Below are 26,041 nucleotides of genomic sequence, written 5' to 3'. Positions count from 1 at the left end.
TTCTGTATCAGCCGCTGCGGATCTGCAGTAAGGACCATTTTAATTATGATTTTCTCTGCTCACATCTTTTAACTGTTCTTTTGTCTCATCTGACAGAGAATCCAGAAGATAATTCCGGTCTTTTGGAGTGGAATCCTGATAGTCCCCGGTCACTCTTTCATTGGCAGCTTCCATCTCGATCTTTAATTCTCTGGCTGATAACAGCGCACACCCGGCACCTCTTACGATCATCTGCTGCAGGCCATCAGAGGTAGCAACGGTAATCCGGTATTTTTGATTGTTATCATGGGCGAATTTTTCAATATAATGATCTGCTGTCTGTGCTTCTCTCGTATACACCAGTTGAATGTTATGGTAGGCAATAACTTCCTCCCGGTGCTCTTTTACCCGGTAAGCATCAAATACTGCAATGATCCGGCATTTGCGGATTGCCTGGTAATTACACAGCTGATCCAGAAGTTTCATTCTCGCCCCGTCCATATTATCCTGAGCCAGGCTTGCAAGCTCCGGCCAGGCAAATACGATATTATAACCGTCTACCAGAAGATATTCCTCCCTTTGTTCCGGCTGCCTGATTTCATGATAAACCGGCTCGCGGTTCGATACATATAACGGGCGTTTCCTTTTCCATTCAGTTTTTTTCCCTTTGTTGGAGTAGAAGGTACTTTCAATAATCCGGTCTATCTCTTCCAGACTCATAAGCGGTTCATCCCTTAAGGAAGACCGGACTTGTCTTTCCCTCTCTTCCCCAGCCAACTGGGGCAATTTTAGAAATGATTCCAGATGCATGTGGTTTTTCACCTGATCCCAGGGAACCACAAATCCTGCACCATGAGAGCAGAATACGGAGCCGGCAGGATTGTCCGTATCACTTTCAGAATCATAACCAATTTCGGTCATTACAGCTTCCGGATTATGACATGGCTCATAGCCTTTTAAGGTACAAAACAGCCTTCCCATGCCTCTGGAATAGGCAGATACCTCCTTCTGGTAATTCCTCATGGTGGCTACCGGAGCACTGCCGGTAAGAACTGATGTCTCTCCGTCTGTATGGGTTATCTCACATGTTCCGTGCATCTTTTCAATATCTGTCATCGCTCTCCCCACCAGACTCTCAGGCAGCTCAAGTGTGAAACTGTAATAAGGCTCCAGCAGGATGGAATGAGCCTCTTTTAAACCCTGGCGCACTGCACGGTAAGTCGCCTCCCTGAAATCCCCGCCTTCCGTATGCTTTTGATGGGCCCTGCCTGATACCAGTGTGATTCTCATATCTGTAATTGCAGATCCGGTCAGTACACCTTTGTGATCTTTTTCTTCCAGATGGTTCAGCACAAGTCTCTGGTAGTTTTTCCCCAGCAGGTCCTCGCTGCAGGCCAGGCAAAATTCCAGACCGCTGCCTGATTCTCCAGGCTCCAGTAAAAGATGTACCTCAGCATAATGCCTCAGCGGCTCAAAATGGCCTACACCTTCCACAGGATTATCTATGGTTTCCTTGTACACAATTCTTCCCGTATCAAAAGAGACAGACACTCCAAACCGTTCCAGAATCAGGCTCTTTAATATCTCAATCTGTATCTCTCCCATGATCTGTGCCTGTATCTCCTGCAAGTTCTCATCCCATATAATATGAAGTTCCGGTTCCTCTTCCTCCAGCTGGCGAAGCTTAGGAAGTATCTGCCTTGGATCACAGCAATCCGGCAGAGTGATCTGATAAGACAACACTGGTTCTAATACCGGAGACTCATAGGCTTCTTCAATTCCCAGACCCTCCCCCGGCTTTGTCTGACTAAGACCGGTCACAGCACAGATGCATCCGGGAGTGATTTCATTCACTGCCTCATATCTTTCACCGGAATAAATACGGATCTGGTTCACTTTTTCCTGCCAGGTTCCATTGGTCAGCGTATTCTTCACCGTGAGGGAACCACCGGTAAGCTTTAAGTGTGTCAGCCGGTTTCCCTGATCATCTCTTGTTATTTTAAAGATTTTTGCACCAAACTGGGCAGGATATTCTGGTATAAGTGCGTATTCACTGATTCCTGTCAGAAGTTCTTCTATCCCCTGCAGTTTCAGTGCAGAACCAAAAAAACAGGGGAACACAGTTCGGCTTCTGATCCCCTGCCTGATTAAATCTCTGCTTACGATTCCAGACTCCAGATATTCATCCATCATGTCTTCCCTGCACATGGCAAGCTGGTCATAAAAACTGTCTGTGCCAGTCAGGGAAAATTCGATACAGTTATCATGAAGCTGCTTTCTGACCTCACTCATGAGCCGGTCCTTATCAGCAGCCGGCTGATCCATCTTATTAATGAAAAGGAAAACAGGAATCCGATACATGGATAAAAGGCGCCATAGAGTTCTGGTATGTCCCTGAACCCCGTCTGCACCGCTGATCACCAGTATGGCATAATCAAGCACGCGGAGCGTCCGTTCCATCTCCGCACTGAAATCCACATGTCCGGGAGTATCTAAAAGGGTGGCTTTCATTCCTCCCAGATCAAATACCGCCTGTTTGGAAAATATGGTGATTCCTCTCGCTTTTTCCAGCTCATAGGTGTCCAGAAATGTATTTTTATTATCAACTCTTCCCGGCTTTGTGATCTTCCCGCTTATATAAAGAATTCCTTCTGACAGCGTGGTCTTACCTGCATCAACATGAGCCAGTATTCCTATGGTTAATTGTTTCATAATCTTTTTTAAATCCTTCGTGCCATTCAATTCGTGTCTGATTTGTCTTTATTATCATACCAGTTTCCCTCAGTTTTGTATACGGAAAGATTTATTTGCTTTCTGATTCTATTCGGGTCCATTTCATCTCGTATTCCACTTCTGCGGTTTCCTTATCCTCCTGTTGTTCAGTCACAAGAAACCCTTCTCTCAGATAGAAATCAACCGCCCGCTTGTTCTTTTCATAGACCTTTAAGGATAATTGTGTGTGATTTTCTTTTACATGATTCAGAAGCTGGCTTCCGATTCCTTTTGACTGCTGGTCTTTTGAAATAAAAATTCCGGCAATGTAACTGTCCATCAGACCAATAAACCCCTGTATGATTCCTTTTTCTTCGTATACGGAAACAGAAGCACTGGGCAGTATCTCCTTCACTTCCTGGAAATGTTCCTGCCAATAGCTTTTATGAATGAAATCATGTGCCTGTATATTGGTATCCAGCCATAGCTCCATAATCCGGTTTAAGTCATTTTCCTGAAATTCTCGTATCATTTTATCATCTCCTGGTTCTTCATTCTATTATTAACAGAAAAACAGATAACTCCTCCACAAAGAGCTATCTGTTTTTCTCCTACTAATATTTAGTTATACCCTAAACTTCATCCGTTGTCAAGAGAACCTCCAGAGGCGGATTTCCCTGCAGAAGACCTACTGCATAAATCGTATTGAAATAATCTTCACTTAAAGGAACATCGGGTATTTCCAATACAACGTCTGTTGACCCGGCAGGTCTGACCTGCAAGGTTAAATTTGTAGGATCTGCTGCGATATAGGGGGTAATCTGCTTAAATGCAACATTGGGGAATACCACGGTGCCGTCAGGCAGTGTGATATCAACTGCAGGTGCATCCGGAGAGAGATGTATAAAACGTACCATAGCTTTTCCCTGGATCATTTCTCCATTGGCATCGGTGATGGATAATAGTCCGATGTTATCAGGAGTTCCTACTGCCACTACTGTGAGCATCTCGCCTGGCTCTACCGGCAGCATGTTTTCAACGACAGGTGTATCCTGGGATCCGGATACATAGACAGAAACCTTATAGGTCCCTTCCTGCACCGGTAAGTAATCAGTAAAATCCCCGTAGGCAAGATTTTCAATAATCATCTCATCATCCACGTATATGTCAACATTTGGTGCATTAGGTACTGTGTGCATGACTCGCACATAACCTACCTGTACTTCATCCGACGGTCTAGCTGTGTACTGATCCATATTATACCTCACGATTAAATATATACGGTATAATATATGCTCGTTAGAAGGGATGTGACCGGATAATCCAGCTTTTAATCCATACGGTAAAAATAAGTTTCCATTCCCTTCATCTGTTTTGCAGCATACATGGCAGCATCTGCTTTTGCAATCAGCTGGTCGATGGAATCTGCGTCGATAGGATAAAAACTGATCCCTCCGCTTATGGACAGGGGAATTGTGATGTTCTGGATCCTGACTGCTTTCCTGGTCAGTTCCTCGATTCTGGAAGCCACAATATCATAATTGTCAATCTCTTTTATATCAGGCAGAAGTATAAGAAATTCATCTCCTCCATACCGGCATACCACATCGTTTTTCCTGACTGCCTTTTCTAACAGCTTTGCGACATGTATCAGCACTTTATCTCCAAATTCATGGCCATAGGTATCATTGATGGACTTAAACTTATTCACATCACAAAACATCAGTCCCAGAAGGCTTTTATTTCTTTTTGCCTGTGCCAGCAAACTGGCGGAGACTTCATAGAACAGGCTGCGGTTTGCGACACCCGTTAATTTGTCATAGTATGCCATCTTCTGGATTGTCTTCTCCTTCTCCTTTAGATTCCTGTTGGTGTCCCATAATTGGTTCACATAGGATTTCAGCTGTTTAATCTGATTAAACTGGCTGGTAACATTGATAAATTCCAACTGAATAAAATGTTTCCCTTCATTCTCAATTCTGGTTACCTTCATGTTAAAATAATCGGAATTATTCAGCAGCCGCTTATGTATCGCACAACTGGTCACATCCTCCATGTAATAATTCCAGTACATGATTTGTAAATATTCATTTAATATGACAATCCCCTCATTGAGATTATCCAGTACCTGATATAATAATTTATTCATATAGAGCTTCCTCTAGCTGGTTAATCTTCGTCAATAAATCATTCAGGGAATTCAGCAATAAATCAACAATAACCGCCCCTTCGATTTCCGTATCACCAATCACAAAAGTAATATATAGAAACAAAATATGGGAATTACCTGTATTCTGATAATCAAACTTAAATTCAGACAGATTAAAAAGTCTCACCTCCGGCAGTGTGTATTTAAAGCTGATGTTTAGAAGATTCCCTGTTTCTCCCAGGATGCAGTTTAATAAAATGTTTCCGATTTCTTTTATAATATCAAAATCCACGTCATTAAAATCCATCTCTTCACTGTCCTGCTGTTCTTCCTGCAGGCAAAGACTGATAAATTTTTTCATTTTCTCTGCTGAAAATATCAGACTGGCTTTACCAGTATAATTTTCCTTAAACGACAGGGTGGATACCATAAGAGTTCCTTTTTTTTTCATTGATATATACTCATCGATGGCATAAGTTTCTGAAGAGACATCCAGAATTCTCACATTCGGCACAGTTAAATGTATTTTTTGCTGTACAATATCCGATAAGATACCCGCTGCACGCCCTACACTGATATTAAACAGCTCCTTTAAGATATCCTGCGTCATATCATGGTTTTCCATTGTCCCTCTCCTTCATCATATTACAGATTATTTGTGCTTTTTCCTCAGTAAAAGGCTTATTAATAAATGTTATAATATGATGCTTTTCCATCTCTTCTCTGACCTGATTCTGAACATCAGCGGAAACCACGATAATATTTGCAGACGGATCATATTCCTTAATAAGTTTAATTAACCCATGTCCGTCAAGTCCTGGCATCAGAAGATCCACAAATATGTAATCCGGCTTCTTTTCCTGATACTTCTTTAATCCCTCCCAACCGTCACCAGCAAAGTAAACCTCTGACTGGGCAAGACATTTTTTCAATACATTAGAAGTCATTCTTTGTGAAAAAACAGAGTCGTCCACAATTAGTATTTTTATCATTTAAGTTCTCCCTTTTATGTATATCCTTAGATTTCCATGTCCCCTGTATACAAGCTGAGCCTTTTGTCTGTTTCTATTTTAATAAATGTGCGTTCTAATTACAACAAAATAATTTAGAATTAACTGGAAATATAGATTAAACAGAAAGGAGACCACATTGTGGCCTCCCGTTATAGAGCAATTTTAATTTTCAGAGTTATCTCCCATCATGAAAATGGCCATAGCAGTACCAAAATACCAAGGATGATGCGGTACCAGCCAAATACCTTAAAATCATGTTTCTTTATATAGCTCATGAGAAACTTTATAACCAGTATGGAAACGGCAAATGCAACCGTCATACCAGTCACCAGAATAAAGAGTTCCTCTCCTGTAAAGAACAGACCAAATTTTAATACCTTTATGGCACTCAAACCGAACATCACAGGTACTGCCATGAAAAACGTGAATTCAGCAGCAGCCGTGCGGGATACTCCGATTAATAAAGCTCCAATTATGGTTGCACCGGAGCGTGAGGTGCCTGGGACAATGGACAGAACCTGAAATAACCCAATAATAAATGCCGTCCGGTAACTGATATCCTGAAGTTTCCTTACCGAAGGTGTGCGCTCTTTATTCCAGTTTTCAATGATGACAAAGGCCGCACCATAAAAAATCAAGGCTGCTGCGATAACACCGGGAGTATGAAATCGTGCCTCAATATAATCATCGAAAAGAATTGTTACAATTGCTCCAGGAACACAGGATATCACTACCTTTATCCAGATCAGAAACGTTTCTTTTATAAGGAAAGGCCTGTTACTGTCTCTCCACTGGAAAGGAAACATCTTATCCCAGAATAAAAGCACAACAGCTAAAATTGCACCCAGCTGAATCATCACAAAAAACATTTCCTTAAAGCCTTCACTTGCATTTAACTGTAAAAACTGATCCACAAGGAGCATATGACCGGTACTGCTGATGGGGAGCCATTCTGTAATTCCTTCAACAATTCCTAAAAACAGCACCTTAAAAAATTCTGTTACAATGGAATACATACTTATAATTCCTCCTGCCTTTATAGTTTTATTACTATCCATATTTTCCTCTATTATGATTAAATGAGCAAGACACTTACCGTAACACCGTAAAAAAGCCAGTGACACGAATCGTGTCACCGGCTTAATATCACAATAACGTACCAAATAAACAGCACTGACAGATATTTTATTTATTTTCCTTCTTCAGATCAAATCTGGAAACCAGATCTGTCATAATTAAGGATTGTCCGGACAGCTCCTGCGCATACGCAGCACTTTCTTCTGCAGTGGCCGCATTGGACTGTACTACTCCGGAGACCTGTTCCATTCCGGACTTTAATTGTGAAACTGCCTCTGACTGCTCCGAGGATCTGCCTGAAATCTCGTTCACCAATTCTGAAACCTCACGGGTACTCGTTACAATCTGTTCCAGAGAATGGGAGGTCTCTAATGCAATTTCATTTCCGTTTTTCACTGCTTCGATTGATTTTTCTATTAACGCTGTCGTATCTCTGGCTGCATCTGCACTTTTGCCTGCCAGACTGCGGACTTCATCTGCCACTACAGCAAAACCTTTTCCTGCCTCTCCTACTCTGGCTGCTTCCACAGCTGCGTTCAGTGCCAGAATGTTGGTTTGAAATGCAATGTCTTCCACCACTTTTATAATTTTACCGATTTCAGCAGAAGTCTCACTGATCTCAGTCATTGCACTTACCAGTCTTTCCATCTCCTGCTGACCGCTACTGACCTGTTCCACCGCATGCAGTGACATGGTTCCGGCCTTTTTCGCATTCTCAGCATTGGATCTGATGTGATGGGAAATATCAGAAATTGTAGCGGCGATTTCTTCGACGGAGCTTGCCTGCCTTGTGGCTCCCTCAGATAACTGCTGGGAAGACTCTGCCACCTGTTCGGAGCTGCTGCTCACCTGGCTGGCCGAAACAATAATATCTCCAAATGCTTTGTTTAACTGATGTGTGATCTGGTTTAATGATGTCTGGATTTCAATAAATTCCCCCTTGTATTCCACATTGGAAGATACATTTAAATTACCGGCGGACACCTGCTGTAAAATATAGGCAATCTCCTGAATGTAGGATTTAAGGGAGCTTATCATATCAGCAATGCTTCTTGTCAATACACCAATCTCATCCTTACTGTTATGTATATAGACTTCACTTTCCAGATCACCGTTGGCCAAAAGCTCCATACGGCCGGTAATCTTCTTTATTGGATTGGAAAGTCTGTTGGCCAGAACAAAACTTGCGATAATACCTGCTATGATCATAATAGCGGATGACGCCAATAACAGGATAACTGTATAAATGATAGAAGAGGTCATTTCTTTAATCGGTGCCACCACACCATAGGACCAGCCGTCGGAATTCGTTACGGGGCCATATGCGCAGATTCTGGCTCCTGTTTCATATTCGTATTTGTCTACACCCTTTTCCCCTTTTATCATTTTGCCATAAACCTTTGATGCGTTCGCCAGGGAAGAATCTGTCTTTGCTTTTTCAATAAAATTCTGCCGTTCCTCAACCAGATTTGGGCGCTTATTGGCGATGAAGGTACCTGCTTTGTCAAGCATAAACACATTGCCGGTCTTTCCGATAACAATATTTTCTATGATTCTGCTGAAATAAAGACCGTCTAATACGCCGACAACCACACCGGAACCAGAGGATAAGGGGGAACACACATAAAACACCTGCTTGTTATCCAGAGTTTCCGTAGAGGAGATGGTAGTTTTCCCACTAATACTGTCTGCGAAACAGCTTTTTTGTGAGAAATCCTGACCATTCAGGGTCTGATCTGAGCTGATTATTTTTCCATCCGGACCAGCAATCCCAAAAGCCTGAAACTTTGTATTTTTCAGGGATGAATCCAATAATTTCAGCTTTTTACTCCAGTCCCCCTGTGATACTGTTCCAAACTGATCTGCAAGATTATCTGCCTGCTCTTTTAACAGGTTAATCTCTGCAGCCAATGCAGTATCCGCAATTTCTCCCATGGCTTTCATGTCGTTTTTCGTATTTTCCGTAATACTGAAATAACTGGCACTGATTCCTGTAATCACATTCACTGCTGAAGTCGCAACTAACAAAAGAACTATAACAAAAAACAATTTCCCTTTTATCGTCTTCAAGTGCGTATGTCCCCCTTGTCATAATATTTATGTATATTATACATGGGATTGTGGTTTTTATAAATATATATCTTACAAAAATCGACTAAATTTTACATTTTATTCCTTAATCAGACTTAGTACATCACGCCTCATGGAATATGGAGCAGGTTTTACCGGTTTGCCGATCCGCAAGAGCATCTGTACCGTCTGCCCCCGGGACGCATATTCATGATTAAAATTTTCATATGTCTGTTTCATCTCAGGGTATTCCTCCAGCACCTGGCTTAAGGGCTGCATAGTTAGATCTAAGGTATGACCGGTGAGAACCAGCCTGCTGTAAAGCATGCCGCTTCGTACCTGATCTGTCCGGCTGTTATCCCTGGAAAGTATCATGGCGTAGGAGGGCGTATGGGTGACGGCTGTCTTCGTATAACGAATGAAATTCTCTGATGCACCTTTCCCTTCTTTGAGGGTGGGGAACAATGTGATGATTCCCTGCAGCATACATTTTTTTAAACCGGAAACCCCCTGCCCTTCCAGGGAATAGCCAAAACGATATTGATTCTTTTCTTTTTCATTTGTACGAAAAATTGCATTAGATTCGTCCATTACCCTGGTTACTCCAGCTTCAATCTCAGCTCCTTCCATAACATACTTTCCGATTTTTTTCAGATTGTCATGATCAGTATAAAATTTCATGGACAGACCGTTTTCATCTGACAAGTTTAAAAGTACTGAGATCTGAGACGGATCAGGAGCTTCCTTTTTATAATTACCACGGTTTGTATCTGCCAGAAACATCTCAGGGTAGAGCGGACTCTCTTCCATGTTTCCAGGAGAAAGTAAAATTCTTGCCACAGGCTTTTGATCCATACTTTGTAAAATAGAATCTTCCTCATAATCGCCCTCAGGAAAAATCGTGATGTCTGTATGAAATCCTTCCTTCTCTCCTGCCACTTTAACATACTCCAGAAATGTTCCCTGTGTGATCATCAGCTGCCGGTAAAGTGGATCCACTTCTTTTGTCGCGCGGGAGCCGTCTGCATATAAGTAAAATACCATGGGGTCTTCCTGATCAAGCTTTACCTTCCATGGCTGCATATTATGGTTATTTGCCGCCAAAAGACCGGCAGCTGCCAGACGTACTCTGGGATCTGCCATATGTGATGCATAATCTCTGTTCCAAGGTTCCAGATAAGTCTGCTTCATAAATCCTCCGCCAAGAATAAATAATAGAAACATCATAGATATACCTGCGCCTAAAGCACAGGTCAGAATCTTAAAAAGAGTTTTCTTTCCTGAACTGCATTTCATACTGTTTACCCCTTTGCGGATACGAGCTGTATTGCCATTGTGAAGGACTCCTCGAAAAATTCCTCCACAGTAATATTGTGATAATTCTTCAGATACTCCTTTTTCTTACCGCCTGCATTAAAAACCCCTATGGTAAATGCCCATAAGATCAATGCAGTTTTTTCACATTCCAGATCTCTTTTAAAGCTTCCATCCTTCTTTCCCTTTTCTAATGCCTGCGTAAGAAAGAACAGGACCTCTTCCCCCAGGCGGTAGCACTCGTTTCTGGAATCTATGCTTACTCCGCTCTGGTCCTGGTCATCCTTTGTCTCATACTCCATAATAGCTTTAAAGTAATTTCCATGTCTGTCTCGAAAGGACGATAACGTATAAAAAATACAGCGAAGCTCTTCCAATGCACCGGACGGCTTCTCCTTTTCAAATCCTTCTTTCAGCATCTTAAGAAGCTGCCTGTAACCTCTGATCATAATCTCAAAATAGATCTGTTCTTTACTGTTAAAATAAACATAAACAGTCCTCTTACTGAATTCTGCCTCCCTGGCAACCGCATCCATCGATGAATTCTCATAGCCGTTTGCAAAAAATACTCTTTCAGCAGCAGCAATAATATCATTCCTCTTAATTTCCTTCTCCTGCTGCCTGCGTTCTTCTGCTCCCAATTTTCTGACCTCCTGTAATTGCACCTCAGTGAATCAAAGTATACTTGTGGTTTACTTTGATTCTATAACAGATTACAGTTCGTGTCAATCCCCCACATATGATTCAGCGGACCGCTGCCTTTCCCCAGATCTAACTGTGCATTTAAAGCGCCGGTAACATATGCTTTGGCATTTCTGACACTCTGTTCCATAGAACATCCATTGGCCAGACTGCAGGCAATGGCAGAAGATAATGTACAGCCTGTACCATGTGTATTTTGATTGTCAATGCGTTTGCCACGAATCCAGACCATATTCTCTTTTGTATAAAGAAGATCGTCAGAAGTCTCCGTTAAATGACCGCCCTTGATCAGGACAGCACTGTTTAACTGTTTAAATATTACCTCTGCTGCTTTCTCCATATCATTTTTATTTGTTATTTTTATATTACAAAGTGCTTCTGCTTCCGGAATATTCGGTGTAATAAGACAAGCAGCAGGGAGCAGTCTGCTGACAAGCGTATCCATTGCCTCTTCGGATAACAGCTTTGAGCCGCTGGTTGATATCATAACAGGATCCACCACCAGATTTGTGGCGTTGTATTTTTCCAGTTTCTCTGCAATCACCCTGATAATTCCGCTGTTTGAAACCATGCCGATTTTTACCGCATCCGGAATAATATCTGTAAAAATACAATCCATCTGCTGCCCTGCAAATTCAGGTGTCACGTCCATAATTGATGTTACACCTGTGGTGTTCTGGGCCGTCAGAGCCGTAATTACACTCATTCCGTATACCTTATGGGCAGTCATTGTTTTTAAATCTGCCTGAATACCTGCACCTCCGCTGCAGTCAGAGCCGGCGATCGTCAGTACTTTTTTCATATAACAACCTCCTTTACCAGCGATAACAGGGTTTTCACTGCTTTTTTCTTATCCCTGGCAGCAAATACTGCAGATATCACTGCGACTCCGTCAATGTGGCTCCCTTTCAGTTTTTGGATATTATCTTCATTAATTCCACCAATTGCAATCACCGGAATGGATACGGAGCTGCAGATTTCCTTTAAAGTATCATAGGAAACAGGCTTTGCATCGGTTTTGGTGGAAGTCTCAAAAACCGCTCCCACTCCGATATAATCCGCACCGCTTTTCTCAGCCAGAAGTGCCTGTTCTTTTGTCTGGGCTGATACTCCCAGTATCATATCCTCTCCGATCAGTTCCCTGCATTTTCTGGCTTCCAGATCTTTTTGCCCTACATGAACCCCATCTGCGCCTACCGCCAGAGCGACATCAATATTGTCGTTAATTACAAAAGGTATGTTGTACCTGTCCGTAATTTTCCGAATCTCTCTCCCCTCTGCAACAAAACTGTCGTAATCAAGATTTTTTTCACGAAGCTGGATAAACGTGGCACCTGATTGTACAATTTCCTCCACCTGCTCATAAAGCTTGTTATTGCCAAGCCAGGTCCGGTCAGTGACTACATATAGAAGCATATTATCTTTCGATACATTCATATTCTGCACCCTCTTCCAGTATTTTCTCGTCCAGTCTGCTCATTTCATCAATCAGAAGCATGCGGTACATGCCGGTACCACCCTGAAGCTCACGCAGCCTTTTATGCGCCAGCTCCCCGCACAGCCCCATTCCACATACTGCCGCTGCCGCTGCACGTAAAATATCTCCGGGATTCGCTCCGATATAGCTGCCGGTTACCGCAGAAAGCATACAGCCCGTCCCTGTGATTTTGCTCATCATAGGGTGGCCGTTTCGGATTGCATATACATGCTCGTGATCTGCCACAAGATCAATGGCACCGGTAATTACAATGACGGAACCTGTTTTTTCAGAAAATGCTTTGGCAAAATCTGCCACGCTGCCTAAATTTTCCTCTGTTACTTTATCCGCCTCACAGGCATCAACTCCTGATATCTTTCCTTCTCCTGCAGCCAGAAATTTAATTTCAGAAATATTGCCTTTTATTACGGAAAACCTGACCTCTTTTAAAAGCTGCAATACTGTTTTATTCCGGAATGCCGATGCCCCGGCTCCCACCGGATCCAAAACAACAGGAATACCGCACTGATTTGCTGTTGTTCCTGCTGCAAGCATGGATGCAACCGTCCGTTCATTGAGCGTTCCCATATTTAAAACCAGAGCAGAGGATATAGCAGCGATATCACGTACCTCGTTCATATCATCAGCCATAATAGGCGATCCGCCGCTTGCCAGTATGATGTTGGCACAGTCATTTACAGTCACATAGTTTGTGATTGCATGTACCAGCGGTACATTGTTTCTTACATTTGTAATGATTTGTTCAAACATTTTCTTGCTCCTTTTCTTTGTTTTGTGAGAAAAAAATGAGACATGCCTGTAAAGACACATCTCATGATGGTGAAAGATCAGCTGTCCCTACGTTGGCATTACCCAAATCAGGTTAAACGGGTCGAAGTTCTTACTTCCTCTCAGCCAGGTCACCAGCTCCCCAAAACGATATTAATTTTTCTCGATTTTAACACAACCGGCTGACACTGTCAATTCTATCCCATTACCTGTTTCACAAAAAAATCAACCAGCTGCGGATCAAACTGCTTTCCTGCACCCCGGATCAGTTCCTCTCGTGCATAGGAGGACGGCAGTGCCTTCCTGTAGCTTCTGTCACTTGTCATGGCATCATAGGCATCGGCAATGGTTATAATTCTGGCAAAAAGCGGTATATCCGTTTTACTTCTCCCCTTGGGGTAACCTTTGCCATCCCAACGCTCATGATGGCATAAAACAATCTCCGCGATCTCCGACATATTGGGGGCAGTATTTAATATACGGTAACCGATTTCCGAATGTCTGCGGATCTCCTGAAACTCATCCTCTGTTAATGCTCCCGGCTTATTCAGCAGTTCTTCCTTAATTCCTATTTTACCGATGTCATGCAGCAGACCGGCAGCTCTGATTTTCTTAATGTCACTGTCAGACATCTCCAGGTTCTTTGCCATTAATTCACAGATTTCTGCTACTCTCTGGGAATGCTGCTCCTCTCTTGGATTCTTCTCATGAAGGGTATTTAAGATAATCTCAAGAGTTTTACTTCTTCTGCTGTATGCCTCATATAATTTGTTTTGATACATCTCATCTTCTGCCAGCTTAACAGCATTCTGAACGGATAGACTGGAATCCTTTATAATACAATATCCAAACGAAACTGACAGCTCGATTCCATTGATGGTCTCTCCTTTGCATTTCTCCTTTAATTCCCGGATATACTGTTCCGTATCTTCCTGATCAGACTTTTTTAAAATAATCGCAAACTCATCTCCTCCAACACGGCTGATCAGATCCGTATCTTTGCCTGAATTCATTAATATTCCGGCATAACGTTTCAGCATGCTGTCTCCGTATTCATGCCCAAAGGAGTCATTTACAAGCTTTAAGCCATTGAGATCCGAAAAAATAACACTCATGGGATAATATCCTGCCTGGTTTAATTCCTTCTCTTTTTTATCAAAATACCTTCTGTTATGAAGGCCCGTTACCTGGTCATAATAACTGATCTCTTCGATTTCCTTTATGTAATTATGCGTTTCTGTTATGTTTCTGGCTATTGCAATGACTTTATCATCAAACCATTTTACTACCCGCAGTTCATGATATTCTGTAGTCTGACCATTGATCCATTCATATTCAATTTTCTGGTTTTCTCCTGTAAGAAACACCTGATTGAGGATCTCTCTGCTCTTATTTGCTATATTAGTAGGAATCACATCTGAAATATATTTTCCAATAAACTCCTCTTTTGAAAAAAACAGATGCTCCCGATCTCCGATGCAGTCAAGAAAAATCCCCTCCTTAGAAATGACAAACACCGTATCCGGGATTGCCTCCATCAGGGAACTGGTATATTTCAGACTGTGGTACATCTGGGTTTCCCGCTCCGTTAAGATCTTATTCTGCCTGATTAATTGTTTCTGGGAAGCAACATTTTCTTTCAGGGACTGCTCCAGTTTTTCACTGCTCTGTTTTAATTCACTTAAAATAGCTTTAACCGGACGGTCAATGATATTTTCCGTAAGAAAAAAAATAGTAAGGGACATAAACAGAAGGGAAAGTCCGAAAATTAAAATGAATGTGTCTGACAGCTCGTGCAGCGGCATATGTATGGAACTCTCCGGAATTTCAAAAATGATCTTCCAGCCCAGATCATTGAGTGTCTTATAATACAGACTTATCCTTTGTTTAGCCCTGTAATATACAGTATTTCCCTCTTCACTGGACATGATCCTGGCAACAGCCTCCTGAAATGAAGAATTGGAGGAGTCATAGACACTGACTTTCTCCTTTACAAGATCTTCATTTTCCGCCGCAAGATATGTTCCGTCTTTGCTGATTATGCAGGTTGTTCCGTCATAACTGGCAATATAATCCGATACAAATTTCTGCATGGAAGACAATCCCACGTCTACCGTCACACAGCCGATATAATTCCCGCTTTGGTCTAAGACCGGCTGGGAACAGGTAATCATATACAGACTGCTGGTCTGATCATAATACATATCAGTCCAGACGGTCTTTTTATTCTTTTTAGCAAGAGAATAGTAATCCTGGGAAAAATAATCGTAATCAGAGTTGCTGTAATCGAACGTTGGGATGATACGGTCTTCTTTTTTGTATACATAAGGTCCCATATATTTCCGGGACGGATTGTAAAGGTATGGTTCATACCAGATCCCTGCCCCTAAAATGAACCGATTGTCCCTGACAACTGGTTCCAGAATATGAATGAAATAATCGGGAGAGTGCTCTTTATACCCAGTCCCCCCAAAGACAGCAAGCACCCGTGATATTTCAGCCGCAGCATTCATATTCTTCTCGATGATATTTTTTTGTATTTCTTCTTCAGCAGATATTCTTTCGCTGGTTTCACGATCGACGATCCTTTTTGCAGTTCTCACGCTGGCGTTATAACTCAGCATGATGACCACACATAATACCGGAATAACAATCAGAAGCATTTTTATTCGAATATGGCTAAACATACCATCACCTCTATCATATGTATTCTTGTATATCTATTATAACTGTCAATCCATTCCAGCATCCTTTCAAATATTTTAAATAAACTAATGTCCGCTTGTCAAGCTGAATTACTGCTGTAAGTAAATAAAAAATACCAAATGCAATTCATGCATCCGGTATTTTTAAGTATTTTTACGTTATTTATCTAATCTCATAACTTTTTTAATCAGGAACCTAAGTGGTTTATAAGTAACTCCTTCCATTGTTTTTGCAACCTTCGTCATTTCCTCACTGATTTTGATATGCTGCGGACAATGGGATTCGCATTTTTTACATTTCACACAAAGAGAAGCATTGTGGGGCTGGTTCTTAATGCTGGTCTGCATAATGTATTTCCCTCTGGAAGCTAATTTCCCCTCTATTTCCATGTCATTGTAGCAGGAAAAACAGGTTGGGATATCCACTCCTGCGGGACAGGGCATGCAGTAATTGCATCCGGTGCAGGGAACCTTAATTGTCTGATCCAGAATTTCCTTTACCTGCTGAAACAGATTAAAATCAGCATCGGTAAAAGCATTTACCTCCGTCTCTGATGCCACTTTGATGTTTTCCTTTAACATCTCCATGGAATTCATCCCGGAAAGCACAACCGTAACCTCCGGCTGGTTCCACAGCCATCTAAATGCCCATTCCGCAGGCGACCGTTTCACATGAGCATTGTTCCAGACAGACTCCACCTCTTTAGGGAGATTCGTCACCAGCTTTCCGCCCCGCAGCGGCTCCATAACCATGACAGGAAGCCCCTTCCCGGCGGCATATTTGATTCCTTCCGCCCCTGCCTGCCTGTTCTCATCCAAATAGTTATACTGCAGCAGACAAAATTCCCAGGGATAGGCATCCACCAGCTGGATAAATTCATCTCTTCCTCCGTGATAGGAAAAGCCGATGTTTTTGATCTGGCCTTTTTTCTTCTTTTCTTCGATCCATTCATGGACCCCCAGTCTTAACAGCCGGTTCCATGTGGTTATATCAGGAAGCATATGGATTAAGTAATAATCAATATAATCTGTTTGAAGCCGCTTTAATTCCGTGAAAAAGATCCGGTCAAAGTCCTCGTATTTTTTAATGGATTGAGGAGGCATCTTGGTGGCAATTTTCACCCGTTGTCTGTATCCCTTTGAAAGCACCCTTCCTAAAACTGCTTCGCTGTTCGGATAGATATATGCAGTATCAAAATAATTAACACCATGCTCGATCGCATAAATGATCTGCTTTTCCACTTCCTTTTCGTCCCGGCTAAACCTCATGCACCCAAAACCCAGTATAGAAAGCTCATCCTGATTTTGGGGATTGATCCGATACTTCATGGCATATCCTCCTGATCCGTTTTTTATTCCTATTATAACCCTTTTTGATGACATAGCAAGTAGTAAATTAACAGCTACTCAGTAACCACCCCTTTTTTCAAAATGATATTAGCATACAATTCACGTTCACCTGTCATAATGACAACGGATGAGTTATTTTTTGTTCTGTCGTAAAACTCCCACTTGTCTATTTCTTCAAAGCAGGCTGCTCCCCTCTTATCATGCTTTGCCACAATCTCTTTATATTTATCCCAGATCGGTGTCTGAACGTCATCCCCGGCGACTACTCCCATCAGCGTAACCGGGTGTTCCACATAAGTATCAAGGGGAAACAGCTGTAAAATCGCATCCAGAATTTCCGGTACTCCGTGCCCATCCATACGGATCACTTTTCTGCCGTACGTATGACCCGGAAAGTTTCCATCTCCGATGGTAAGCTCATCGGTATGGCCCATTTCGCACAAAATCTTTAATAATTCCGGACTGATAATTGATGGTATTCCTTTTAACATAATAATCTCCTTTTCTCAAAGAGCGCTCTCCTTTAAACGGAGAGCGCTTCATAATTAATCGTATAAGTTTTGTGATATCTCACTGCTTTCCATATTGTCTTTGGTGTACCACTGGCTTCCTGTATCTGCATCTTTAACGGCTTCCCCTTTTGCAGCAGCAACCGCCAGCTTTACGGTCTGGTAACCGATTTCCACCGGTGCCTGGGTTACGGCTCCAGCCAGCTTTCCGTCTTTGATTGCATCTTTAATCATGGTTCCTGAATCAAAGGCAACTCCAATTACATCTTTTCCTAATCTTCCTAAATTTTCATCACCGGTGATCAGACCTTCGCCGGTCTTTTGGTTGGAGGCAAAGATACAGATGGTATCTTCTTTATTTAATATGGTCTGGGCATCGGTGGTCATCAGGGAAGCCTCTACCTTTGCCGGAACAGCCACATCAAGTATTACGTCAGCTGAACTTCCTTTGTCTGTTTTGGAATCCGTTACAAACTTGTCATTACCTGTGATGCATACGGTTTTTCCATCTGCCTTTATTAACTCTGTTATTTTATCAATAAAGCCAAGACCACGGCTGATAATGGACTCTGATGTTGCATCCTGGTTCAGTACGCCGATACGTACGCTTGTTGATGAATTTGCAATTAAGTCTTTAATGAGGGGATAGGTGTTTTCTGCAGCAACTTCTCCTGCTTTGTAATTATCTGTGGCTGCATTGGCAACAACCGCCCCGTCTGGTGCATCGGGCACACCGGAGTCAAATCCGATAATCGGGATTTTTGCATCCTGGGAAGATTTAATGCTGTCATTAAGAGCCGAAACATCAAGTGCTGCCAGACCGATGGCTGCAGGCTTCATCTGAACTGCATTGTTCATCATCTGAACCTGCTGTGCAATATCTGATTCTGAATCCGGTCCCTGAAATTCCAGATGAACGCCCAGTTCTCCTGCTGCCTTCTGTGCACCCTTGTATACTGCCTGCCAGTACTGAGACTGAAATCCCTTTGCCACCATGTAAACCGTCATATCCCCACTTCCCTTGGCATCGGCGGCTGTCGTACCTTTTGCATCGGCGGCTGTCGTACCTTTCGCATCATTGGTTGAAGATTTGCTTGCGCAGCCGGCAGTCAGTGATGCCATCATAGCTGCTGTGAATAAAACGCCCCATACATTTTTTTTCATTATTGCTTCCTCCTGATTTTTTTCTATGTAATTTCTTACGAATTACACTGCGCTCAGTTCTTTCTCCTGTTTCGGTAAACATCGGCAAATACGGCTACGATGATTACCAGTCCGGTAGCAACCTGCTGATAGTGGGTCTGAAGTCCCACAAATGGAAGCCCGGTCTTTAATACGGAAATAATAAATACACCAATCATGGTTCCTGCTATGGTTCCGATTCCGCCTGACATGGAAGTTCCGCCGATTACTACACCTGCTATGGCATCCATCTCAAATCCGGCCCCGCCTCCCGGCAGCAGTGTGGAATAGATTGTAGAGTAGGCAAGACCTGCAATGCCTGCAAATGTACCGCTGATGACATAAGCAATGATTAAATATTTATCCACATTTACACCGGATAACCGGGTTGCCTCTTTGTTGCTTCCAAGTGATAAGATATAGCGGCCGGTTTTGGTTTTGTTCATTACCACTGCCATGACAATCGCCGCCGCAATCAGAAACAGAAATCCGGTTGGAATTAAAAGTCCGCTCTCCGTTTTGATTTTGAATATGGCGCGGTACCAGCCTTCCGGATCAGAACCTGATTTCCAGGTGACTGACTGGGCGCCTGTAATGATGGAGCCGATTCCTTTGGACAGCATCATGGTTCCAAGTGTTGCAATGAAGGGCGGAAGCCCAAGCTTTGCAACTAATAAACCGTTTATAATTCCGAATGCGGTTCCGATCAGGATGCAGATTATGATCACAAGCCATATTGGAAGTCCCATATTAACACTTAAGTATCCTGCCACCAGACCTGACATGGTTAACACGGTTCCGATGGACAAGTCAATGCCTCCAGTGGCGATTACAAAGCAGATGCCGATTGCCATAAAGCCAATATAGTAGGACGCATCGAAGATATTTACCATAGTGTTATAGGTTGCAAATCTGGGATTCATGACTCCGAACACCAGGTAGATTACGATTAAAGCCAGCAAAGCCACAAGCCTCTGGGTTCCTATTGCCTTAATAAGCGGGTTATTTTTCAGTTTTTCCATTGCTGCCCTCCTGATTTCTCATGGTCGCTGCAGCCATGATCCGCTCCTGCGACACCTTTTCTATTGGGATTTCATCGGTGATGCGTCCTTCGCACATTACCATGACCCTGTCACTCATACGCAGAATTTCTGTCATCTCCGACGAAATCATAATAATGGATTTTCCCTGTTTTACCAGGTCATTCATCAGATGATAGATCTCGCTTTTTGCACCTACGTCAATTCCTCTTGTAGGCTCGTCAAAAATCAGGATATCGCAGTTTCTGATCAGCCATTTGGCAATTACCACCTTTTGCTGGTTGCCTCCTGATAAATTCACCACCAGCTGATCCACGCCCGGAGTCCTGGTATTTAAAAGATGAACGTAATGTTCTGCCTGCCGGTGCTCCTTTTTCTTATCGATGAAGATTCCCTTCATAAAGGAAGAGAGGGAAGCCATGGTGGAGTTTTCCGCAACAGACTTATAGACCACAAGTCCAAAACGTTTCCGGTCCTCGGATAAATATCCGATTCCCTGATTTACCGCATCCTCCGTAGACTTTATCTCTGCTTTTCTGCCATTGATGAAGATCTCACCACCGTCTTTTTTATCCGCCCCGAATATTGCTCTGGCCGTTTCTGTTCTTCCTGCTCCCATTAATCCGGAAAAGCCCAGAATCTCTCCCTTTCTAAGCTCAAAGCTCACATCCTTTACCATTTTTCCGGCACTTAAGTGCTCCACCTTTAAAACCACAGGAGCATTCCCTTTCACACTGGCCGCCTGCTTTGGCTCTTCGTAAATCACCCGGCCCACCATCATATTGATGATGTCATCCTTTGTACAATCTTTGGTTGTCAATGTACCCACATACGTACCATCACGCATAACTGTTACCCGGTCCGTGATCACTTTAATTTCATCCATCCGGTGGGATATGTAGATGATGCCCATCCCTTTGGACCGGAGATCCCGGATGATTTTAAACAGCTCTAAAATCTCTGTTTCCGTAAGCGCTGCAGACGGCTCATCAAATACAATCAGCCTGGCTTCTCTGGATATTGCTTTCGCTATTTCACACATCTGCTGCCGGCCCACAGTTAAATTGCCCATCACCTCCGAAGGGTTGATGTCAATATTCAGCCGCTCAAACAGCTTACCTGCTTCTTTATTCATCATGGAGTCACTGATGAATCCTCCCTTCATCATTTCCCGGCCAATAAATAAATTCTGGGCCACTGTTAAGTGATTCATCATATTCAGCTCCTGATGGACAATGGCAATTCCGGCTTCCTGGGCCTTTTTGGGTGTGGAAAAATCCACTTCCTGTCCCTCGAATTCTATGGTTCCGGAATCCTTTAAATAGATGCCTGTAAGAATTTTCATCAGAGTGGATTTTCCTGCTCCGTTTTCCCCCATCAGCGCATGGACCTCTCCTGCCTTTACCTCCAGATCTACGTGATCCAAAGCATGTACACCAGGAAAGGACTTGTCAATTCCCTTCATTCTCAGCATAACCCTGCCCACATTCTCACTCTCCGCTTCTTTTTTTGTTTTAAACCATGTGCTTTGTTCTCATGATTCCATTATATCGGAATTGAAATTTTCTAATATAGAGGATCTTACAAAAAAAGAAGAAGATTTTACTTTCTTAAAAGGGGAAGAGCAGCTTCTGATTCTCATCGGTATAGATATTATCTGCAGTAATCACCTCCGTTTCGCAATAGATATTTTGAAGGGACTTTTTCCCCCGCACTGCTTCCACCGCGGTCTGAATCCCGATATATCCCATATTAAAAGGCTTCTGTACAATCAGGGTATCAATAATCCCTTCTTCCAAATACTGAATTCCTTCAATATCATTATCAAAACCCACCACATGAACCTTCCTGCTTAAATTCATCTCTTTAATGGCTCTGGCCACCCCTACTGTGGAATATAGATTCAGACCGGCGATCAGCGTAATGTCGGGATGTGTCTTCATAAGCTCTATGGTTTCTTCGTATGCCTGGTTATAATCGGAATTACTGTAAAGAACTGCCTGAATCCTGTTTTGATCCTCTCCCAGACCTTCCCTCAGTCCTTCCTCCCGCTCTATGGCAGTGGAAGATCCTTTTACATGGGAAACCACGGCAATCTTCGTATCCTTATTCACGTATTCCTTCATCTTCTGTCCCATCTGCAGCCCTGCGTTTCTGTTATCCGTACCAATGTAGGTTTCCTCCAGATCTTTATCCAGCTTGGAATCTATGAGGATGAGTTTAATTCCGGCATCTGTTATCTGCTTTACACAGTCCGTCATTTCTGAGTACCGTATGGGTGCAAGTGCGATCACATCCGGCTTCATTTTCACTGCCTCTTCAATGTATTTTTTCTGGGTTTCATAATCATTTTCCTCATCCGGAGCCAGAATCACCAGGTTCGCCTGATACTCCTTTCCAGCACTTTTGGCTCCGGATATCATGGACATCCAGAAGTCATTTGTCTTGTCCTGAACCTTGGGTATAAAGACGACTTTCACCGTTTTTTTCTCCCCCAGTTCATCAAGAAGAAAAACAGCAGACAGAAACAAAACCGCCAGGGCAGAAAAAAGAATCAATAATATTCCGTTTTTATGTTTCTTCATCCATATCCTCCATCAACCGGTAAGGTATGGTAATGGTAACGGTAGTCCCCTTCCCTTCCTTACTTTCCACACTTAAGCCGCAGCCAGGTCCGTAATACATCTTAAGGCGGTCCTGAATATTCTTCATACCTACTCCGTTATGCTTCTGATCGGTTTTTTTCTGAAAAATTCTGCTCAGAGCCTCCTGCGTCATCCCTGCGCCATCATCCATTACCTTTAATATCACAGTTTCTCCCTGCCTGTACCCGCAGATAAGAATATTGCCCTGCTCTTTTTTGTACTTCAGCCCGTGATACAGTGCATTTTCCACCAGAGGCTGTAATACCAGTTTTACAATGGCACACTCCATAACTTCTAAATCAACCCTGATATCAAATGCAACCTTGTCTTTATATCTCATCTGCTGGATCAGCAGATAATTTCTCGTATATTCCAGCTCCTGCCACACAGTCACATAGATGTTGGAATTGCCAATTGCCTGGCGGAAAAATCTGGCCAGTACAGAGGTCATCTTTATGGCCTGGTTCGAATCCTCCGTTTCGATCAGCCAGATAATGGAATCCAGAGTGTTATAGAGGAAATGCGGATTAATCTGTGACTGCAGCGCTTTTAATTCACTCTTTCTCTTTTCCGCCTGCTCCTTGCTGTTTTTCTTCATCAGCTCGTCAATCCGTTCCGTCATACGGTTAAAGGAACGTGTCAGACTGGAGATCTCATCATCTCCTGCTGCTTCAATGCTGACCGGTTTAAACTTCCCCTCCTGCACCTCCTTCATGGCAGCCTGAAGCTGCTTGATTGGCTCCGTAATTTTAGCCGACAGAATCACTGCAAACAGACTTGCCAGCAGTATCAGAACGAACGCTGCCGCACTGTACGTGGTTTTCATGGCAGATTCGTTGCCAGCCAGCTCTGAGGTATAAACCACACCCACAATCGTCCAGCCTGTTTTTTTTGAATGAAAGGGTGTATAGATCTTATTTTCATTGTTTTCATCGGTGTGGGAGAGACTGGTTTTGCTGTCTGATACTTCTTTTAAAAGCTCCTTTTTTACCCCGCTTAAGATCAGCTGCTGCTGGGGGTGATAGACAATTTCTCCCTTCGCGTCAAGGATATAAACATACCCCTTATTTCCCAGACTGATGGATTCACACAGATCATTGATGACGTCATAATTTAAATCAATGACCAGAAGCCCCTCCACACGGCCGTTTGCCGGATTGGGGATTCCCCTGCTTAGAGTTACCACCCATTTATAATCGTTTTTTACCAGGTTCTGCACGTGTGAGGAGGAAATAAGAATTTTGCTTTCCGCCATTTTTGCATCCTGATACCATTCCTTGTCCTTAAGCCGTGCCCGTAAATTTAAGCTGTCGCTTCCGTTATTGATAAAATATCTGCCATTATTTCCCAGGACAGCTATGTTATAGATATCCTTCCTTGCGTGAAGGATGGTCTGAAATGCATCCTTTAAGTTCTCTCCCGTTTCCTTTTCATCATCAAACAGATATCCGGTTATATCCCGGTTATTCATAATAACCTGGGAGATATTTTCCATGTAGTCAATGTAATTTTCAATGTTGAAATTGACCTGTTCGATCAGCTGGCTGCTGTTTTCCTCCGAATTATCCATGAGATTGCTTTTGGTAAACCGTATGGAAAAAAACAGGAACACAATTACGGTTAAAAGAACCAGGAGGGAAAAATATATGATCATATTGGTCCGTATGCTTTTAAACCTGACTTCAATTCTCATAGGTGCCTTTTCGGTTCTTTCTTAAACCCGCATATTCTTTTGGCGTTTTTTCCGTAGCCTTTTTAAAAATCGCACTGAAATAGTTGGCATCGTTGTATCCGCATTTCTCTGCAACCTGGTAAGTCTTTAAATTTGTATTCTCCAAAAGCTCCATGGCTTTTTCCATCCTTTTTTTCGTCAGTGCTTCTACAAAAGTCATACCCGTATAATTTTTAAAAGCAGAGCTGAAATAGCTGACACTGATAGCCAGCTTTGTACAGATCTCCTGAAGGGACAGACTGCAGTCGGAATAATGGGTGTTAATGTATTCCAGTGCTGCCACCGCCTGATGCTCTCCGTAACTGCCTCTGTTGCTGTTCACCAGTTCCAGTGCAGTATGAAAGAAATCCAGCACCCTTTCCTCCATCTGTGAAAGGTAGGTACAGCCAAAAAGTCCTGAAATGATCTCCTGTTCTTTTAAGAAAAATTCGTCTTCTACAAGATTCAGCCGCTCCAGGAAATTCATAACTGCAAGAATCAGACTCTGATAAATCACTACAACTTTGTTTTTTGTTACCCAGTTGGTTCTGCATTCTTCCCTGATATGAATAAGCTCCGTTTTTATCTCCTCTTTAAGATTGCTTCTGACTGCCAGGACAATCCGTTTCTCCCGTTCCCCTTCATTTAGTATTCCATGGGCACCCAGCCTGTATTTCTGGAAGCTGTCCCACTCATAGATTCCAGGCTCCCTCTCCAGATAAAGATATTCCTTCATCTCCATGGCTTTTTCATAGGAGAAACTGAGCCCGTTTAAATTAAAAACACAGGTGCCGACCAGACAGTATATGGTTTTGCCTGTCTTTTGCAGGATTCTGTCTGCTGACTCATTGCAGATCACTGCCATCTCCTTTTTCATCTGAGAGCTGTTTTTCTTCTTCACATAAAGAAGTATCTGGCCGTCATCCTCTTCCGTCACAAGCACATCTTCGGTCCATTCCTTCCGAATTAAACCCGCCATCAAAGACAATTCCTTTTTTTCCGTTTGCTCCCGCAGGCACAGAATTGCTGCACAATAGCATTCCCCCGTAAAATCAATGTGAAACTCCTTTAGTTTATCCCCAATCTGGTCTTCGTGGATCCGCCCCTGTCCCAGCTGAAGCAGAAACTGGTTTTTTAATAAGGGATAGCTTCCTTCGTAATACGATCTGACTTTTAAATTTTCCGCTTCCCCATCCAGGATTTTTTTTGCGTCCTTCAGCTTTTCAATCAGTTCCACCGCAGTTACCGGTTTCAATACATAAGAAAGCACACGATATTCCACCGCTCTTTTTGCATATTCAAATTCATCGTATCCCGTTATAATTACTGCTTTTGTACTTTTCCTGTTTTCATATAAATACTTTGCAAGTTCAAGACCATCGACATAGGGCATGCAGATATCGGTAAGCACAAGGTCTACCGGTTCCTTCTCCATAAAGCCGATGGCCTCCTTCCCGTTTTCACATGTCCCTGCCAGTTCGTAACCCAGTGATCCCCATGGTATTCTTTGAGAAATCCTCTCTCGTATGAGAATTTCATCATCAACCAACAATACCTTATACATAGTATGATCCCCTCAAATCTCATTAAGTGTTACAGTAAGTATGCGCAGTTTCC

Annotated in this window: 22 protein-coding genes and 1 riboswitch; all 22 genes read right to left on the bottom strand. The window is 42.8% G+C overall.

Going from position 1 to position 26,041, the window contains the following annotated elements; genetic code table 11:
• Positions 1 to 39 precede the first annotated feature (39 nt).
• Positions 40 to 2,691, bottom strand: coding sequence for a translation factor GTPase family protein (locus CRO04_RS12030; protein WP_097004485.1), 2,652 nt, complete (start codon positions 2,689 to 2,691; stop codon positions 40 to 42).
• Positions 2,692 to 2,782: 91 nt separating this feature from the next.
• Positions 2,783 to 3,223 (bottom strand): N-acetyltransferase, encoded by a 441-nt coding sequence (locus CRO04_RS12025; RefSeq protein ID WP_097004484.1) that lies wholly within the window; start codon positions 3,221 to 3,223, stop codon positions 2,783 to 2,785.
• Positions 3,224 to 3,323: 100 nt separating this feature from the next.
• On the bottom strand, positions 3,324 to 3,947 hold the full coding sequence (locus tag CRO04_RS12020) for a DUF4397 domain-containing protein (protein ID WP_097004483.1): 624 nt from the start codon (positions 3,945 to 3,947) through the stop codon (positions 3,324 to 3,326).
• Between the two features lie 74 nt (positions 3,948 to 4,021).
• Positions 4,022 to 4,840 (bottom strand): GGDEF domain-containing protein, encoded by an 819-nt coding sequence (locus CRO04_RS12015; RefSeq protein WP_097004482.1) that lies wholly within the window; start codon positions 4,838 to 4,840, stop codon positions 4,022 to 4,024.
• Complete coding sequence (locus tag CRO04_RS12010; RefSeq protein WP_097004481.1) at positions 4,833 to 5,465, bottom strand: chemotaxis protein CheC; 633 nt, start codon at positions 5,463 to 5,465, stop codon at positions 4,833 to 4,835. The genes CRO04_RS12015 and CRO04_RS12010 overlap by 8 nt, the downstream gene beginning before the upstream one ends.
• On the bottom strand, positions 5,452 to 5,832 hold the full coding sequence (locus tag CRO04_RS12005) for a response regulator transcription factor (RefSeq protein ID WP_097004480.1): 381 nt from the start codon (positions 5,830 to 5,832) through the stop codon (positions 5,452 to 5,454). The genes CRO04_RS12010 and CRO04_RS12005 overlap by 14 nt, the downstream gene beginning before the upstream one ends.
• Positions 5,833 to 6,038: 206 nt before the next feature.
• Entirely contained in the window at positions 6,039 to 6,869 is an 831-nt protein-coding gene (locus tag CRO04_RS12000; protein WP_097004479.1) for an undecaprenyl-diphosphate phosphatase, read from the bottom strand.
• Positions 6,870 to 7,038: 169 nt separating this feature from the next.
• A complete protein-coding gene (locus tag CRO04_RS11995) occupies positions 7,039 to 9,000 on the bottom strand; it encodes a methyl-accepting chemotaxis protein (RefSeq protein ID WP_097004478.1) in 1,962 nt (653 codons plus the stop codon).
• Positions 9,001 to 9,099: 99 nt separating this feature from the next.
• Positions 9,100 to 10,296: an Acg family FMN-binding oxidoreductase gene (locus CRO04_RS11990; protein ID WP_242974448.1), complete on the bottom strand. Its 1,197-nt coding sequence runs from the start codon at positions 10,294 to 10,296 to the stop codon at positions 9,100 to 9,102.
• Between the two features lie 5 nt (positions 10,297 to 10,301).
• Positions 10,302 to 10,955, bottom strand: a complete 654-nt coding sequence (locus CRO04_RS11985; RefSeq protein WP_097004477.1) for a TetR/AcrR family transcriptional regulator — start codon at positions 10,953 to 10,955, stop codon at positions 10,302 to 10,304.
• Positions 10,956 to 11,017: 62 nt separating this feature from the next.
• The gene (thiD, locus tag CRO04_RS11980) at positions 11,018 to 11,818 is read right to left on the bottom strand and encodes a bifunctional hydroxymethylpyrimidine kinase/phosphomethylpyrimidine kinase (protein WP_097004476.1); all 801 of its coding nucleotides are present in this window, start codon (positions 11,816 to 11,818) and stop codon (positions 11,018 to 11,020) included.
• Positions 11,815 to 12,453, bottom strand: a complete 639-nt coding sequence (gene thiE / locus CRO04_RS11975) for a thiamine phosphate synthase (protein WP_097004475.1) — start codon at positions 12,451 to 12,453, stop codon at positions 11,815 to 11,817. The genes thiD and thiE overlap by 4 nt, the downstream gene beginning before the upstream one ends.
• Positions 12,434 to 13,264, bottom strand: coding sequence for a hydroxyethylthiazole kinase (gene thiM, locus CRO04_RS11970; RefSeq protein ID WP_097004474.1), 831 nt, complete (start codon positions 13,262 to 13,264; stop codon positions 12,434 to 12,436). Before thiM ends, thiE begins: the two co-directional genes overlap by 20 nt.
• A gap of 66 nt (positions 13,265 to 13,330) precedes the next feature.
• Positions 13,331 to 13,437: riboswitch (TPP riboswitch) on the bottom strand.
• A 42-nt stretch (positions 13,438 to 13,479) separates the two neighbouring features.
• Positions 13,480 to 15,969, bottom strand: coding sequence for an HD domain-containing phosphohydrolase (locus CRO04_RS11965; protein WP_097004473.1), 2,490 nt, complete (start codon positions 15,967 to 15,969; stop codon positions 13,480 to 13,482).
• 177 nt (positions 15,970 to 16,146) lie between these two features.
• Complete coding sequence (locus CRO04_RS11960) at positions 16,147 to 17,316, bottom strand: aldo/keto reductase (RefSeq protein WP_097004472.1); 1,170 nt, start codon at positions 17,314 to 17,316, stop codon at positions 16,147 to 16,149.
• Between the two features lie 74 nt (positions 17,317 to 17,390).
• Positions 17,391 to 17,828 carry an RbsD/FucU family protein gene (locus CRO04_RS11955; protein ID WP_097004471.1) on the bottom strand — a complete coding sequence of 146 codons (438 nt, stop codon included), beginning with the start codon at positions 17,826 to 17,828 and terminating at the stop codon, positions 17,391 to 17,393.
• A 54-nt stretch (positions 17,829 to 17,882) separates the two neighbouring features.
• Positions 17,883 to 19,010 carry a substrate-binding domain-containing protein gene (locus CRO04_RS11950; RefSeq protein WP_097004470.1) on the bottom strand — a complete coding sequence of 376 codons (1,128 nt, stop codon included), beginning with the start codon at positions 19,008 to 19,010 and terminating at the stop codon, positions 17,883 to 17,885.
• Between the two features lie 53 nt (positions 19,011 to 19,063).
• Positions 19,064 to 20,050, bottom strand: coding sequence for an ABC transporter permease (locus CRO04_RS11945; protein WP_097004469.1), 987 nt, complete (start codon positions 20,048 to 20,050; stop codon positions 19,064 to 19,066).
• A complete protein-coding gene (locus CRO04_RS11940; RefSeq protein WP_097004468.1) occupies positions 20,031 to 21,554 on the bottom strand; it encodes a sugar ABC transporter ATP-binding protein in 1,524 nt (507 codons plus the stop codon). Before CRO04_RS11940 ends, CRO04_RS11945 begins: the two co-directional genes overlap by 20 nt.
• Before the next feature lie 124 nt (positions 21,555 to 21,678).
• Positions 21,679 to 22,653 carry a substrate-binding domain-containing protein gene (locus CRO04_RS11935; protein ID WP_097004467.1) on the bottom strand — a complete coding sequence of 325 codons (975 nt, stop codon included), beginning with the start codon at positions 22,651 to 22,653 and terminating at the stop codon, positions 21,679 to 21,681.
• The gene (locus CRO04_RS11930) at positions 22,640 to 24,406 is read right to left on the bottom strand and encodes a cache domain-containing sensor histidine kinase (protein WP_097004466.1); all 1,767 of its coding nucleotides are present in this window, start codon (positions 24,404 to 24,406) and stop codon (positions 22,640 to 22,642) included. The genes CRO04_RS11935 and CRO04_RS11930 overlap by 14 nt, the downstream gene beginning before the upstream one ends.
• Positions 24,396 to 25,988: a response regulator transcription factor gene (locus CRO04_RS11925; RefSeq protein WP_097004465.1), complete on the bottom strand. Its 1,593-nt coding sequence runs from the start codon at positions 25,986 to 25,988 to the stop codon at positions 24,396 to 24,398. The genes CRO04_RS11930 and CRO04_RS11925 overlap by 11 nt, the downstream gene beginning before the upstream one ends.
• Between the last annotated feature and the right edge of the window lie 53 nt (positions 25,989 to 26,041).

The sequence above is a fragment of the Lacrimispora amygdalina genome, from assembly GCF_900205965.1.
GTDB lineage: Bacteria > Bacillota > Clostridia > Lachnospirales > Lachnospiraceae > Lacrimispora > Lacrimispora amygdalina_A.
Note: the sequence above shows the minus strand (reverse complement) of the source record. Positions and strands in the feature narration are given on the sequence as shown.